Here is a 15,397-nt window from a genome sequence, read left to right as displayed (position 1 = left end):
TTCTTTTATTATAATACGTCACGTTTTTGGAATAATGCACTTGATGCTACAAGTAATACAGCAAAATATGCAGCTAAAAGTAATAATGAAGTTGTAAACGTAAATTCTGCAAATGGTGGCTCCATTCCACCGCTTACCAATTTATTACTGTCGTAAGCTCTTAAATCTAAATGGAAGAATACTACAAACTTCGCTACACCTTTTGCAAACATCATTAGTGCAATAGTAATTGCTCCTTGCAAGAAATATAAGAACAACGTAATAATTAATGGCAATACGGATTTTCTAAATACATTTGCTAAGAAAAAGGCAAGTGTTGCAAAGAAAAATGGTGATACAAGCTGATATAACATCGTTTTTAAAACAATTCCTAACGTTAAATCTGTTTTACTACCATCCATTACAATACCACCAATAATCGTTGCAATGAACATACCAGCAAATATGATAAATAGCATCGCTAATAACACAGTAATATATTTAGAAAATAAAACTGTAAGTCGTTTTCTTGGACGAATTAACAATTGTTTAATTGTACCTTTTTGGAACTCATCAGTAAGAGTACGGGCTGCAAGTGTGATCCCAAAAATTGTTGCGAATAAAACGATTAAACCAATCTCTGAGTTTGCATAATCTAAATACGACCCCTTAAACTCATCACCTTTTCCCCACTTCATCATTGCTAAATTTCCTAAAATTTCGAGTGCCGCAATGACACCGATTAAAATATACATACCTTTTTTCGCATGTAACTTTAAAAATTCATTTTGAATTAATTTAAACATTACGCTTTCACTCCCCCAGTAATCGCTAAGAATTCATCCTCTAACGTTTTATTTTGAACGGTAACACCATATACAAGCACATCAGCATGCACAAGTTTTTTTACAAGCTGTGGAATTCTCTCTTTTGTTACAGATGCCACAATTACATTCTCCTGTGCTTTACCTTTAATAATTTCATTCGCTTTCTGAACTTCATCTACTTCAAACGCTACTACTACTGTCTCATCATGTTTCGCTTGTTCATGTAAGTTGTACTCTTGTACAAACTCACCTTGTTTAATAATTACGACGCGATCACACATTAATTCAATTTCACTTAATAAGTGACTCGATACGATTACCGCGATATTCTCTTCTTTCGCTAGTCGTTGTAAATAATCACGAATTTGGCGAATACCAGCTGGATCTAATCCATTTGTCGGTTCATCTAAAATTAATATTTTCGGCTGATGAAGTAACGCCTGCGCAATTCCTAAACGTTGTTTCATACCAAGTGAGTATGTTTTTACCTTTTTATGAATTGCATGCTCTAATTCAACAAGCTTTACAATTTCAGCGATGCGCTCTTTATTAATAGGTGTAATTGCCATGTTCGCAAAATGCTTTAAGTTTTGCATACCAGTCATATAATCATATAGTTCCGGATTTTCTACAATCGCTCCAATTTGCTCTAACGCCTTTTCACGTTCCGTGCGAATGCTATGACCACAAATTGTAATATCGCCTTCTGTCATAGAAATAAGACCTGTCATCATACGAATTGTCGTCGTCTTACCACTACCGTTCGGTCCAAGGAATCCGTACACTTCCCCTTCTCGAACCCCAAATGATAAACCTCGAATAATTTCTGTTCTACCAATCTTTTTTCGAACATTTTCTAATTTTACTACTACATTTCCCAATGCTGATTCCTCCTTTAGACTTCTAGTTTTTTGTCGATAATATAAGCAATTACATATATTATTAGAGCACTAACAATTACCATAAAACTTATATTAAAAATATTAAATCCATTTTCTTGAAACATCTCAATAAAAAGACTTTTACTTTCACTACGATATTCTACTCTTCGCAATTCTTGGAAAGCTGGAGCTAATTTTCCTAGCAAGGTTATCGCTAAAGTAATCGTTATATTTACTACTAGAGAAATAATAACGATCAGTATATTTTGTGCTTTTTTCTTTTTAGTGAGCAACTTAACTAGAGTAATTACTAATAAGATTTGTAACGTCACAAACAAAAAATCAAACAAATCGCTTATTGCATATATTAAATTATTCATTATGCCCACTTGCATTATTTCTTTTGCCTCTACATATACAGAAGTCGTAGGAAAAGCTAATACATAACTTACGTAGAAAAGAACTCCACATACCCCATACCATATAGCCATTGCAATATATGAGAAAATAAGCATAGAAAACACATATTGTTTCCCAGATATTGCTGTAATCCGTAACATTGGATTGGTTAGTAAGCGAGAATATGACTTCATTGTTTGCAAAAACATATAAATTACATAAAAAAGAAAGATAACCATAATAATCCCAAATATGCCCTCTTGTCTATTGATGGCCGCATCACTCTTTCTTACAATCATTTGCGAAAATAAAACCGCTTCAATTAGCACAAAAAGTAAAAAAGTAACAATGTATCTTTTCTTATTTACATTCCACAAATAGGATAGTATTGACTTCACTTACTAAACACCTCCTTAAACAGTTCATGAATTGCTTTTCCTCTCTGAAAACGAAGTTCTTCTGCATTTTCATATAGAACAATTTCCCCATCTTTTAAAAAGATTACTTCATCAAAAATATTTTCAATTTCATTTATTAAGTGAGTTGAAATTAATATAGTACAATCTTCTCTATAAAACTGTAAAATTAAATCCAATACGTGTTCTCTAGAAAGAGGATCAATCCCGCCAAGCGGTTCATCCAGTACGTATAACTTCGCTTTTCGAGAAAATGTTAAAATGATTTGTAGCTTCTCAATCATCCCTTTTGACAATGCTTTAATTTTTTCTTCTAACGGTATTTTAAATTCCGCAATCGTATCTACCGCTTTTTGAATATCGAAGTCTTTATAAAAATCTCGATAGAAAAATAAAGCATCTTTTATAGTCATCCAATCATCAAAGACTGGCTTATCGGACATAAATGAAACAATTTCTTTCGTCTCTAACCCAACTTTTTTACCGTTAATTGTAATGCTACCTTCAGAAGGGTGCTGCAAACCTGCAATCATTTTCAATAACGTCGTTTTCCCGCTCCCGTTATCTCCAACAAGCCCTATAATTTTCCCTTCCGTAATCTCTATGTTTAATTCACGAATCACTGCTTTTAACCCGTATCTCTTCCATAAGTTTTCTATTTTTAATAGTTCTGTCATTCGCTCTCCTCCCTCTTCTCATGTAAGGAAGAACGAAGAATTGAAAGGATTTCGTCTTCTGAAAACCCTAAGTTATCCATTCCATCTATAAAAGAATGAAGTAATTCTTTCGCCATATCTTTGCGCAGCTCCATAATTTTCTCCCCTTCATTCGTTACATATCGTCCCATTCCTCTACGCGTTACAACAACACCATCCCGTTCCAATTCTTGAAATGTTCGTTGAATTGTATTTGGATTTACTTGTAATTCACTCGCTAATTCACGTACAGAGGGAATTTTATCACCAGGCGATAAATGCCCAACTACAATTTCTTTTTTTATGTATTCCATTACCTGAATGTAAATGGGTGTATTTGGAGAAAATTCTATTTTCATTTCTTCCCTCCTTCTGTCTTAGTGTACTAGTTAAATAGTACACTAAGACAGAGTATATGTAAATACTTACAAATAAAATGTAATAAAAAGGCAGTGCAACTTTCGTTACACTGCCTCCTTGCAATCAAAACTAGTACAGTAAAAAATATGATAGTTTTACTAGTTTGAATCCGTATATAATTTTATACAAAAATTACTTTCCTTTTACTTGCGCTAGTACAGATTTAAACGTATTAATAACTGTATCTACCTCTTCATAACTAATTGTAAGAGATGGTTCGATACGAATTGTTTTTGAGTTAATTAACGTTCCAGCAACGAGAATACCTTGATCAAACATTGCCTTTGACACTTCGTAACCAATCTCGTCTTTATGGAATTCAATACCAATCATTAAACCTTGACCACGAATTTCAAAGATTTTATCCTCGTGCCCTTCTGCTGCTTGTTTCAATCCATTTAAGAAATACGCCCCAACTTCAGCAGCACGTTCTGGTAATTTCTCTTCCAATAATACATGGATTGTTGCAATTGCAGCCGCACATGCCAGCGGATTCCCTCCAAATGTTGTTGTATGCATAAATGGATTTTCAAACCAACTTTGGAATACTTTTTCTTTCGCAACGATAGCTCCTGCTGGCATGACGCCTCCACCAAATGCCTTCGCCAGACAAATAATATCCGGCACAACATCATATAATTCCGCTGCAAACATTTTCCCTGTACGTCCCATTCCAGTTTGCACTTCATCGAAAATAAGGAGTGATCCAAACTCATCACAAAGCTCTCGTACTTGTTTCAAATAATTTTCTGGAGGTAAAATAATACCGCCCTCTCCTTGAATTGGTTCTAAAATAACTGTTGCAACATCTTCTCCCACTAATGCGCATGTCTCAAATGTTTTTCTCATCATATCAATATCGCCAAATGGGACATGACGGAAACCCGGAATTAATGGTAAAAATGGCTTGCGGAACATTCCTTTTGCCGTCCCAGATAAAGCACCAAGGCTCTTACCATGAAAAGCACGAGTTGTAGAAATGAAAGTTGTTCGTTCACTATACATTTTTGCTAGTTTTAATGCTGCCTCTACACTTTCAGTTCCACTATTTGTGAAGAAGGCATATTTCAAATCACCAGGTGTAATATCCGCTAAAATCTTTGCAAGAATCGCTCGAAGTGGATCTAGTAAATCTTGACTGTGTAATGCTTGACGCTTTAGTTGATCTGTCACAGCTTTTACTACTTTCGGATTACGGTGACCAACATTGTAAATTCCGAATCCACCTAAACAGTCAATATATTTTTTACCATTAATATCCATAAAACAAGATCCTTCATCAGACCATTCTACTGCCGCAAATTGTCCATCCTTTGTTACTGTTTTTCTATATGCTAGAAAACCAGGATTCACATGCTCTCTAAATCCATCTACTGTTTCTTTTTGAATCCAGTTTGCTTCTTCTTCAGAAACTTTTTCTTTTTCAATTAACTGTAGTACTTTCGTAATATACTCATTTACATTTGAACCTTTTACATCTTGTTCATTCAATTTATTTTCCACGTTCGTTCCCATTTATTTCACTCCTATATTCTTTTTATTTGCAAACCAACCAATAGGTTCTACTTCTAGATTTATATTAATCTGCTTAATTTCTTGAAATTCCTCTAAACCAAACGTTCCTAGACTACGACCTATACCACTTTGCTTATATCCACCCCAAGGTGCCTCATTGTATGTTGGATGATAGCTGTTAATCCACGTAATTCCTGCGCGAAGCTTGCGAATTACACGCATTGCTTTCGCACCATCAACTGTAAATACCCCTCCAGCTAAGCCATAATCTGTACCATTTGCTAACTCAATTGCTTCCTGTTCATTTTTAAACTTTTGAATTACTACAACAGGACCGAAAATTTCTTCCTGTACAATGCGCATATCGGGTTTTACATTGACAAAGACCGTTGGTTCAATAAAGAAACCTTCACCTTTTCCACCAGTCAGTATTCGCTTACCTCCACAAGCGATGTCTGCGCCTTCGTCTTTCCCAATTTCAATGTAGCGTAATACTTTTTCCATATGTTCTTGACTTACAAGTGGTCCCATTTCTGATTCAGGATTATCACCAGGCCCAACGTTAATTTGCTGCGCTCGCTCCACAAAACTATTAATAAATTTATCGTAAACGCTTTCTTCAACAAGGATTCTCGATCCTGCTGAACATACTTGTCCGCTACCTGCATAAATACCAAATAGTGCATAATCAATAGCTGTTTCAAAATCTGCATCTGCAAAAATAATATTCGGTGATTTGCCTCCAAGTTCTAGCGAAATCTTTTTCATATTATCTGCTGCCGTTCTCATAATGTGCTTACCTGTTTTTGTTCCACCTGTAAAGGAAATCATATCCACCTTACTACTCGCTGCAATTTCATTTCCTACTATTGGGCCGGCCCCCATTACCATATTAGCAACACCTTTTGGTAGCCCTACTTTTTCAAGGATTTCAAATAGCTTTGTCGCAGTAATTGGTGTCACTTCAGAAGGTTTAAACACAATTGTATTTCCAGCTGCTAAAGCAGGTGCAATTTTCCATACACTCATCAATAGCGGATAATTCCATGGAACAATTAATCCACAAACACCAACTGGCTCTCTTACAACCATTGCTTGCATTGGATCGGCTACATGATATGTTTGCCCATCTGGCTTTGTAATCAATCCAGCATAATAGCGAAAACAAGCCGCTGCATCTCCAATATCTCCTTCTGCCTCACGGTATGTTTTTCCATTATCCATTGTTTCAAGATACACTAACTCTTCCATATTTTTATCAATTTCATCTGCTATTTTAAATAAATATGACGCCCTTTCAGCAGTGGATGTTTCTGACCAAATTCCACTATCGAAAGTCGCTCTTGCCACTTCAATCGCGTATTTTGTATCCTCAATTGTTCCCTCAGGTGCATATGCTATACCCTTGCCATTCGCAGGGTTAATTATTGTTCTTTTTTCTTGATTACTAGACTCTCTCCATTCACCGTTTACATACATTTTTAAATCTAGCACTATATTGAATCCTCCTTTATTAATCGTTTATATATTTATAAGCAAGTTTCATGCCAACATTTAAAGCACAAAGGAATCCTATAAAAACTAACTATATTCTTACGTGTAATAAAAAAGAAGTATGCGTTGTTGCATACACTATTCCACTTTGCATAAAACAAAACGTAGATCAGTACCATTACCGTCTTTCATTTTGCTGAAATGTGAGATGATAGTACTTGCCAACCACGAATAGCGGAAAACTCGCTAAACTAACCAAAAAGGAGAAGTCTATGTGACCTTCTCCTTTTTTAGGAATACGAGATTATATCAGTTGGCATTCCTTTTTCACTGACAATCCTTTGATATTTTCGACTCACTGAAGATTGGCTAATGCCAAGAGCTTTTGCTGCCTTAGTCGTTGTTTTATACTGCTTCATTGCAAGTAAAATCAATTGTTCTTCTACAGAATGTAGTGCTTCTTGTAACGGTAATACTCTCGTAATAACTGGTTTTGATTTTTTAAAGTCATAACCGGGGGTTAAAAACTTACTAACAAACTCAGCTTCAATTACTGGATCATCTGCTGATACTACTAAACGTTCAATCATATTTTGTAATTCACGTACATTTCCTGGCCATGAATAAAACTCTAGTAAGTTAAGTGCATCCGGAGTTAAATGATAGTTTTTATTATATTTTTCATTTAACTGTTGTAAAAAATGAAAAGCGAGTACTGGAACATCTTCCATTCGTTCTCGTAGAGGAGGCACTTGCAATGGAATTACATTTAAGCGATAAAATAAATCTTCACGGAACGTTCCTGCCTCTACCATCTTTTCCAGACTTTTATTTGTAGCGGCAATAATTTGTACATTTATTTTCGTAGGTATTGTACTTCCAATAGGAATTACTTCTTGTTCCTGCAGGACCCTAAGCAATTTCACCTGCAAATGTAGAGGCATTTCTCCAATTTCATCTAAAAATAAAATACCTTGATCAGCTCGCTTGAAATATCCTTCTTTTCCATTTTTATCTGCTCCTGTAAAAGCACCTTTCGTATAACCAAATAGTTCACTTTCTAACAAAGTTTCTGGAATTGCACCACAATTTAATTTTAAAAATGGCTTTGCAGATCGCTTTCCAAGTTGATGAATTGCTTGAGCAATTACTTCCTTCCCGACGCCCGATTCTCCGGAAATAAGAACATTGGAAGAGAAATCTGCTATTTTTTTAGCTTGGTTTATAATTTGCTCCATTTTCGGACTACAGTAAATAAGTTTCTTAAGAAAACGATCTTTATTTTTAAAATCATCTAATTCCTTCTTATATTGCTCTGATATTCTCTTTATTTCATGTAATTCCGTCTTTAATCTCGTAGCTTCTGTAATATCTCTTGAAGCAATAATAATACGATGAAGCTCTCCGTTTTCATCAAATACAGGATTTCCAACTGCCAATATTTTTCTTCCACTTTTTGTTTCTTGTACAACTGATACCTTTTTTTGTTGCTCTAATACTAATCGCGTAACAGATGGACTAAATAACCCTTTCTGTTCTAAGTCTAAAAGGTTTTTACCTAAAAGATCCTTCAAATTACTCCCCCAAAAATCATTAATAACGGTTTCACTGTAACGAATTAATTCCCCTTTATGATTAACAACTAATATTTCATCATAAATACTAGACAAAATTGCATGCAAATCTTTGTTTAAATCCTTTATATATTCAATTTCCATTGCCATGTCCTCAACCATCGGCAAATCTTGTACGATAATAACCATTCCTTCAATATTTCCATCAAAGTTTGGAATGGGACTGTAGTCAACTAATACACCCATCTCATTTGTGATTTGTAATTGATTCAAAATTGTCTTTCCCGTTGCAAATACGTTATTAATATGTCCTTCGTTAAAAATTTGTTCTGCTGGTACATTCATTACTCTTTCAGGTGTAGATTTAATCATCTTCAAACCAGATTCATTGCAATTTACAATTTTCTTTTCACGATCCACTACAAAAATCCCCATTGGAATAGACGTTAAAATAATTTTTAATATATCAACACTCTGATTTTCTTGTTTAAATAGTTCTGCAAAAACATCTTCTCTTCTTATATATCCTATTAACTCATCCATTTCATTTTTCACTATCGCAATCGGCGCTCCAATAATTTGAAACAGAGCTGTTAAAGAAATATTTTTACTAAGATAACATATTGTATCTAGCGAAACTGCATTTGCAAGCAATGCCTTGGAATGTAAGTCCTTACTGTTTGATAGCAGATCCTTGACATGAACGTATGCAAATAATTTCTCTCCCCTTTTTAAAAATAGAAAAGGTTCTTTTATATTTTCAACGTCTATATTCCATTCCTTTTCGGATTGATCGATAGGTAGAGAAACAATAGGTCTAATTTTATTACGAGCAATGGAAAACATTCTGCTATTCCTCCTTTGGGCTACTTAATTTGTATTGTATCATTAAATGCAGATTTTTTTAATTAATCTGAAAACAAAAAACATTCTTTCCTTTACTTAATAAAAAAAGGAAGATGAGCACCTCCATCTTCCTCATTGTTCTATCATTAATCACTACCACTAACGAAAAGGTCTTCTTGAATATAAGCTAATACCATACCTGGAATTACTTTATCTCCTGCCTCTACTTCTAAAGAGTGAACTTCTCCGCTACATCCCATCTTAATTACTTCCAGTTTACCATTCATATCTTTAATCGAAAATAATGGCTCCCATTCATAAACTCGAGAATCCTTAACAATAGAAACTTTTTCAATTGTTCCATAGCATGGACTCGTAATAATATCATAGTACATAATCAATCATCCCCTTCTTTTATTCTATTAATATTGCTCTTCTAACCTTTGTGACTGAAGAATCATATAAAAAAAGCTTTGAAACTCTTCTATGTCTTCAATCTCAATTCCTAACCTCGGTGCCCAATATTGTTCCTCTACAATATCTTCTTGACTTAATAAAATCATTCTCCCATTTTGAATAGAGGTAACCATTGCTTTTCCAAGAAACTGTTGTGAATACGTAACAGCTATATCGTAACGATGACTTTTCGACAAAACACAATAATAACCGATTGGTTGTCTCTCCACTTCTTCTAATAAAATATCCAGTTTCATTTGAGCCCTCCTTTAGGTTAAAAATGCAACCAACCTCTTAGGCGCGATGCTTCTACAATCTTACGAACTCCTTCAATATAAGCAGCAATTTTCATATTTACTCCAAAGTGTTTTGAAGTGTCAAGTACGTTAGAAAAACTAGATGTAATTTTCTCCTTTAAACATTGATCAACATATCGCTCTGTCCAATAATATCCTTGATTATTTTGACACCATTCAAAATAAGAAACAATAACACCACCCGAGTTTGCTAAAATATCTGGAACAACCAAAACTCCCTTTTCTTCTAACATCGTTATCGCCTCTTTTGTTGTTGGACCATTTGCAGCCTCAATGATAATCTTACATCCAAGCTTTCCTGCATTATGTTTCGTAATGACTCCCCCAATTGCCGCTGGAATGAGTACATCACATTCTTTTTCTAACAACTCCTGATTAGAAATTATTTTACTAAAGAGATTCGATACTACACCGAAAGAATCTCTGTTTTCTAATAAATAAGGAACATCTAAGCCGTCTGGATTATAAATTCCTCCTATAGCATCTGATACCCCAACTACTTTCACACCAATATCATATAAATATTTCGCCAAATACCCTCCAACATTCCCAAATCCTTGAATAATAACTCTCATATTTTGTAGTGGAATTTGTTTTAACTCACTTACTAACTGAAGCGTATACAATACACCTTTAGAAGTTGCTGTTTCCCGTCCTTGTGATCCTCCTAGCATTAATGGCTTCCCGGTTATAAAGCCTGGAGAGTCAAACTCCCTAATATGGTCATATTCATCTAGCATCCAAGCCATAATTTGCGCATTTGTGTACATATCAGGAGCCGGAATATCTTTCGTCGGTCCCACAATTTGACTTACTGCCCTTACATACCCACGACTCAATGACTCTAATTCTCTAAAACTCATCTCCTGTGGATTACAAATAATCCCGCCCTTTGCGCCTCCATATGGCAGTCCTGTCACTCCACATTTCAAGCTCATCCAGCCAGCAAGTGCTTTTACTTCTTCTGCCGTAACATCTGGATGGAATCTAATACCACCTTTCGTTGGCCCAGCTGCGTCATTATGCTGAGCACGATACCCTTGAAATACCTTTGTTGTTCCATCATCCATACGAACAGGAATACTTACTTCTAAAAAACGCATTGGTTTTTTCAGAAATTCAAATACTTCGTCTGGATAATGTAAAAAATGAAGCGCCTCTTTTAATATAGCTTGAAATTCCTCTAAAGGATTTTCAACCTCACCTGTATGTTTTTCTGACTGAATCGGCACGATAACACCTCGCTTTTTATTTTTACTAATTATACAAAGCAATAATCGTGCCAAGTGAAAATGCTACGGTAATCATATTGTGTCACCCTCCTACTTATGATGCTTTGAATGACTTATGCAATACTGCATGATTATTAAATATAAAAAGCAAAAGACATCGGGATTTATCCGATGTCTTTTGCTTTTTACATTTCCTGCACTTCTTCAAAATGCATTTGCGGAGGAGCTAAGCGGAACATATTTGTAATATATAAAAGATATCCCATTCCAATAGCAGCCCAGCAAATACCGAGAATAAGTGAATGAACATTGAGATTAAACCATAGTACTGCTACAGTACCAGCACCTAAAATAGGCATCACTAAAAAATTTAAACAGTCTTTTATCGTTTTATATCTTTTTTTCTTAATTACATAGTAGGAAATTACAGATAAATTAACAAATGTAAATGCAATAAGCGCTCCAAAATTAATAAGTGATGCTGCCGTTTCTAAATCAATGAATATCGCAGAGAGTGAAATAACTCCTACAATAATAATGTTATATACTGGCGTTCGCCAACGAGGATGAATGTATCCGAATATTTTTTTCGGAATGACATTATCTCGACCCATTACGTACAATAATCTAGACACACTTGTATGAGAAGCTAAACCAGACGCGAGTGTCCCCATAAGCGTTCCTACTAAAAAGAAAGCTTGAAATAGTTTTCCACCAACATATAGCGCAATTTCTGGAGACGCTGATTCTTTATCTTTAAATACAGATGTATCTGGAAAGAAAGATTGTGTAAAATACGTAGTTGTAATGAATAAAACTCCACCGATTAAAGCAGTAAGAAAAATAGCCCGAGGTATTGTCTTCCTCGCGTTTGGTGTCTCTTCCGAAAATGTAGTTACTGCATCAAAACCTAAAAATGAAAAACAAAGAATTGTTGCACCTGCAACTAACGGTGATATTTGTATATCTGATTGAAAAAACGGCTGAATGGAAAAAACTTCTCCTGTTCCCTCTCCCGCTAATAAACCTTTTATAACTAGAAAAACAAACACGGCCATTACTAGCACTTGAAATATTACTAAAAACGTATTGAAGTTAGCAGTAACATTTACGCTAATAACATTTATAAGTGTAATCAGTAGAATAAAACCAATGACCCATATCCAATTAGGAACACTTGGAAAAAATGCTGACAAATAAATTCTCGTTAATAGTGCGTTCACCATCGGCAGAAACAAATAATCCAATAATGCGGACCATCCAACAAGAAACCCAAGTCTTGTACTAATTGTTTTCTGTGTATACGTATAAGCTGATCCTGCGGTAGGAAAAACCTTTACCATTTTGCCGTAGCTTGCAGCGGTAAACAACATCCCTGCTAATGCAATCAAATAAGCTCCTGGAACATGCCCACCTGTTTTTTCCGAAACGATTCCAAACGTATCAAATCCAACCATCGGTGTCATATACCCGACCCCTAGCATAACAATTGACCAAAGCCCTAACGAACGTTTTAAACCAACTACTTTTCCCACCTATCATTCCCCCTACTTTCTCTATCTCATTTTCATTTGAAAATCGACAGCGAAAAGGAAACGCTTTCAAATAGCTGTATACATCACACCAACTATTACAGTTCCCTTTTGTTTTTAAATATCATGCAATTTTCGAGCCAAAATGTATGTAATTAAAAAATTCAATTCGAAAGAAAACATATAGGTGGAATGAGGCCTCACTTCTTCTCATTTTTTATTCATTTTGACATAAGTTATTCAATCTCTCATACTGCTAAATATAAAAAATAAAACTTTAATTCGTGTTTTTTATTTTCACTCCCTTACAAATTTGGTTTTTATGAGATAGGAATATTTCCATGAAATAATAACATTATGTAAACTATCCATAGAAAAAAGCTGTCTTTTCTATAAAGACAGCTTTTTCTATGACACGATATTAAAAATTGAATGCGAAGTCATCGTCAGATAACTTTTCAACGTTCGTTGCTTTTACGTAACCATTTCCTTTTACAGAGAAGAAATCATGGTTTTTCGTATCTGTACGTAGACCATTTAAAACGATTGGGTTAATTTCTTCTTCTTCAAACTTCGGCTCAAGTCCTAAATTCATAAGTCCTTTATTCGCATTGTAGCGAACGAAACGATTTACATCATCTACAAGACCGATAGAAGTGTAAATTTCTTCTGTGTATGCCATTTCAATTTCATATAGTTCCATTAATAACTCTTGCGTTTCTTTTTGCACTTCTTGTTGATCTTCTGCAGAAAGCTCTGCGAAAAGTTGTTGTGCTAAAATACCGACGAATACGCCGTGAATGGACTCATCACGAATGATTAGGTTAATAATTTCACCACTTGCCGTCAATTTACCTTGACCTGCTAAGTAAAGTGGATAGAAGAATCCACTATAGAATAAGTAACTTTCTAAGAACACACTTGCTACCATTGCCATGTATAACTCTTTTTTCGTTACTTGAGGCTTTAATAAACGACGATAGTAACGAGTAATAATACCAGCCTTTTTCTCAAGTAATGGATGATTGTCTACCCATTCAAAAATATCATCAATTTCTTCTTCCGTAGCTAACGTTGTAAAAATATGACTGTAACTCTTCGCATGTACTTCTTCCATAGCTCCCATGAAAGCTAATACACTTTTTGCTTGTAAATTTTCAAGATGAACAAGTACAAGTGGCATCCCTTCGCCACCTTGTTTCGTATCTAAAAGTGTTAAACCACCTAATACACGCTTATAAGCAATTTGCTCTTCTTTTGATAATTGTGCCCAAGTATTTTTGTCAGAAGACACCGCGATTTCTTCTTCTGTCCAAAACTGAGCGATGTTTTGCTTCCAAAACATTAAACTAAAATCATCTTCCTTTTTGTTCCAGTTTACCGCACGCATTCAATCGCCCCTTCTCTAAATAAACATGAAAAATTGATAACTAAGCATGAGCAGGGTTCAGAAAACCCTGCTCATAATGTCTCACTTTTTTATATTAAACGGTACAAGCTACGCACTCTTCCACGCTTAATTTACGTGTTCTCGTATAATACAGACTCTTTAAGCCTTTTTTATGTGCATAGATGTAGTAACGTGCTAACTCACGTGTTGAAATATCACTATTGACGTAAAGAATTGTACTAATTCCTTGGTCAATATGCTCTTGAATTTCTGCAATTAAATCAATTAATTTAAACTGATTCATATCGTAAGAAGATTTATAGTACCAGAACGTATCTTTTGATAAATACGGCATTGGATAATATGTTGTCGCATTCGCATACGTTCTTGATTCGATTTGACTTACGATCGGCATTACGCTTGAAGTTGCATTTTGAACGTAACTGATAGATTGTGTTGGAGCGATAGCAAGACGGTATGAATTATATAATCCATTCTTCTGCACTTGCTCTTTTAAACTTGTCCAATCTTCTTTTGTTGGAATATGAATTCCTTCAAATAGTTGCTGAACTTTTTCAGTTACTGGGCTGTAATCTGTCGTTTCATACTTCTCAAAGTATGTGCCGTTCGCATAATCAGACTTATCGAAGTCTTTAAATGTTTCGCCTTTTTCTTTAGCGATTTCCATACTTTTCTCAATAGAGTAGTAATTTAACATCATAAAGAATGCACGTGCGAACTCTTTCGCTTCTGCACTTTCATAACCGATTTTATTTTTTGCTAAATATCCATGTAAGTTCATTGCTCCAAGTCCAACTGAATGAAGCTCATCATTTGCTTTTTTCACAGTTGGTGCATTCGGAATGATTGTCATATCAGAAACAGCTGTTAAAGCTTCCATTCCTGCATGAACTGCTTCACGAATTTCTTTATTTTCCATTACATTTACGATATTTAGTGATCCTAAGTTACAGTTAATATCGCGGCGGATAATGTCATCTGTACCGTAATCATTTATTTCAGAAGTTTCTTGTAGCTGGAAGATTTCTGTCTCGAATGTTCAACCGAGTTCGCTACTCCTCAGTCCGTTGCTCATGCAACTGCTGTATGTCACCATACAGGACAGACTATATCATCACCTACAGCATTACCTGATTAGGTGCTCCGCTTTTCGAACGCCAATCGCTTGCGCTCTACTCCCATAAGGGATAGTCGTTAGGCTTTTACTTATCTTAATCTTTCAGAAAGTCTCTTATTACTTTATGTTGTCTGATCACTCTGCTATACAAAATAATAAGATACATTCTGAACTTTTCTATGCTCATTCTAAGATAAGATTTAGCACGGTAGGTTACCTCAAACTTGAGGCTTTCCCCGTTTAACGGAGTTTTCGACTAGCATTTCTACTAGAAGGTGCTACATAT

Annotated in this window: 14 protein-coding genes; all 14 read right to left on the bottom strand. The window is 35.0% G+C overall.

From position 1 onward, the window contains the following. Positions 1-8: 8 nt before the first annotated feature. The 14 genes from BTOYO_RS20105 to BTOYO_RS20040 all read right to left on the bottom strand — a co-directional run bounded on the left by BTOYO_RS20105 (position 9) and on the right by BTOYO_RS20040 (position 14,964). A complete protein-coding gene (locus tag BTOYO_RS20105) occupies positions 9-785 on the bottom strand; it encodes an ABC transporter permease (RefSeq protein WP_000475420.1) in 777 nt (258 codons plus the stop codon). Then, positions 785-1,687: an ABC transporter ATP-binding protein gene (locus BTOYO_RS20100; protein WP_000528814.1), complete on the bottom strand. Its 903-nt coding sequence runs from the start codon at positions 1,685-1,687 to the stop codon at positions 785-787. The genes BTOYO_RS20105 and BTOYO_RS20100 overlap by 1 nt, the downstream gene beginning before the upstream one ends. Positions 1,688-1,701: 14 nt before the next feature. Next, positions 1,702-2,484, bottom strand: coding sequence for a hypothetical protein (locus BTOYO_RS20095; protein ID WP_000836179.1), 783 nt, complete (start codon positions 2,482-2,484; stop codon positions 1,702-1,704). After that, entirely contained in the window at positions 2,481-3,179 is a 699-nt protein-coding gene (locus BTOYO_RS20090; protein WP_000137720.1) for an ABC transporter ATP-binding protein, read from the bottom strand. The genes BTOYO_RS20095 and BTOYO_RS20090 overlap by 4 nt, the downstream gene beginning before the upstream one ends. Then, positions 3,176-3,556: a GntR family transcriptional regulator gene (locus BTOYO_RS20085; RefSeq protein WP_000687520.1), complete on the bottom strand. Its 381-nt coding sequence runs from the start codon at positions 3,554-3,556 to the stop codon at positions 3,176-3,178. Before BTOYO_RS20085 ends, BTOYO_RS20090 begins: the two co-directional genes overlap by 4 nt. Before the next feature lie 193 nt (positions 3,557-3,749). After that, positions 3,750-5,132, bottom strand: a complete 1,383-nt coding sequence (locus BTOYO_RS20080) for a putrescine aminotransferase (RefSeq protein WP_000537093.1) — start codon at positions 5,130-5,132, stop codon at positions 3,750-3,752. Continuing rightward, a complete protein-coding gene (locus BTOYO_RS20075; RefSeq protein ID WP_000886181.1) occupies positions 5,133-6,626 on the bottom strand; it encodes an aldehyde dehydrogenase family protein in 1,494 nt (497 codons plus the stop codon). A 290-nt stretch (positions 6,627-6,916) separates the two neighbouring features. Then, positions 6,917-9,046, bottom strand: a complete 2,130-nt coding sequence (locus BTOYO_RS20070; protein ID WP_000491359.1) for a sigma 54-interacting transcriptional regulator — start codon at positions 9,044-9,046, stop codon at positions 6,917-6,919. A gap of 146 nt (positions 9,047-9,192) precedes the next feature. Continuing rightward, entirely contained in the window at positions 9,193-9,441 is a 249-nt protein-coding gene (locus BTOYO_RS20065; protein WP_000291046.1) for a biotin/lipoyl attachment domain-containing protein, read from the bottom strand. Positions 9,442-9,468: 27 nt separating this feature from the next. Continuing rightward, positions 9,469-9,759 carry an SAV0927 family protein gene (locus tag BTOYO_RS20060; protein ID WP_000762558.1) on the bottom strand — a complete coding sequence of 97 codons (291 nt, stop codon included), beginning with the start codon at positions 9,757-9,759 and terminating at the stop codon, positions 9,469-9,471. Between the two features lie 17 nt (positions 9,760-9,776). Beyond that, positions 9,777-11,051, bottom strand: a complete 1,275-nt coding sequence (locus BTOYO_RS20055; RefSeq protein ID WP_002038236.1) for a Glu/Leu/Phe/Val family dehydrogenase — start codon at positions 11,049-11,051, stop codon at positions 9,777-9,779. Positions 11,052-11,236: 185 nt separating this feature from the next. After that, positions 11,237-12,586, bottom strand: a complete 1,350-nt coding sequence (locus BTOYO_RS20050; protein ID WP_000521249.1) for an APC family permease — start codon at positions 12,584-12,586, stop codon at positions 11,237-11,239. 418 nt (positions 12,587-13,004) lie between these two features. Then, on the bottom strand, positions 13,005-13,973 hold the full coding sequence (gene nrdF, locus BTOYO_RS20045) for a class 1b ribonucleoside-diphosphate reductase subunit beta (RefSeq protein WP_001203010.1): 969 nt from the start codon (positions 13,971-13,973) through the stop codon (positions 13,005-13,007). Between the two features lie 94 nt (positions 13,974-14,067). Next, a complete protein-coding gene (locus tag BTOYO_RS20040) occupies positions 14,068-14,964 on the bottom strand; it encodes a ribonucleotide reductase large subunit (RefSeq protein WP_338010808.1) in 897 nt (298 codons plus the stop codon). Between the last annotated feature and the right edge of the window lie 433 nt (positions 14,965-15,397).

Origin of the sequence: Bacillus toyonensis BCT-7112, from assembly GCF_000496285.1 — a bacterium.
GTDB lineage: Bacteria > Bacillota > Bacilli > Bacillales > Bacillaceae_G > Bacillus_A > Bacillus_A toyonensis.
Note: the sequence above shows the minus strand (reverse complement) of the source record. Positions and strands in the feature narration are given on the sequence as shown.

What these genes read in the sequence shown, in the direction of transcription:
- BTOYO_RS20105 (WP_000475420.1), bottom strand. Translation starts at nt 785, where the DNA reads ATGTTTAAATTAATTCAAAATGAATTTTTAAAGTTACATGCGAAAAAA.
- BTOYO_RS20090 (WP_000137720.1), bottom strand. Translation starts at nt 3,179, where the DNA reads ATGACAGAACTATTAAAAATAGAAAACTTATGGAAGAGATACGGGTTA.
- BTOYO_RS20085 (WP_000687520.1), bottom strand. Translation starts at nt 3,556, where the DNA reads ATGAAAATAGAATTTTCTCCAAATACACCCATTTACATTCAGGTAATG.
- BTOYO_RS20080 (WP_000537093.1), bottom strand. Translation starts at nt 5,132, where the DNA reads ATGGGAACGAACGTGGAAAATAAATTGAATGAACAAGATGTAAAAGGT.
- BTOYO_RS20070 (WP_000491359.1), bottom strand. Translation starts at nt 9,046, where the DNA reads ATGTTTTCCATTGCTCGTAATAAAATTAGACCTATTGTTTCTCTACCT.
- BTOYO_RS20065 (WP_000291046.1), bottom strand. Translation starts at nt 9,441, where the DNA reads ATGTACTATGATATTATTACGAGTCCATGCTATGGAACAATTGAAAAA.
- BTOYO_RS20060 (WP_000762558.1), bottom strand. Translation starts at nt 9,759, where the DNA reads ATGAAACTGGATATTTTATTAGAAGAAGTGGAGAGACAACCAATCGGT.
- nrdF (WP_001203010.1), bottom strand. Translation starts at nt 13,973, where the DNA reads ATGCGTGCGGTAAACTGGAACAAAAAGGAAGATGATTTTAGTTTAATG.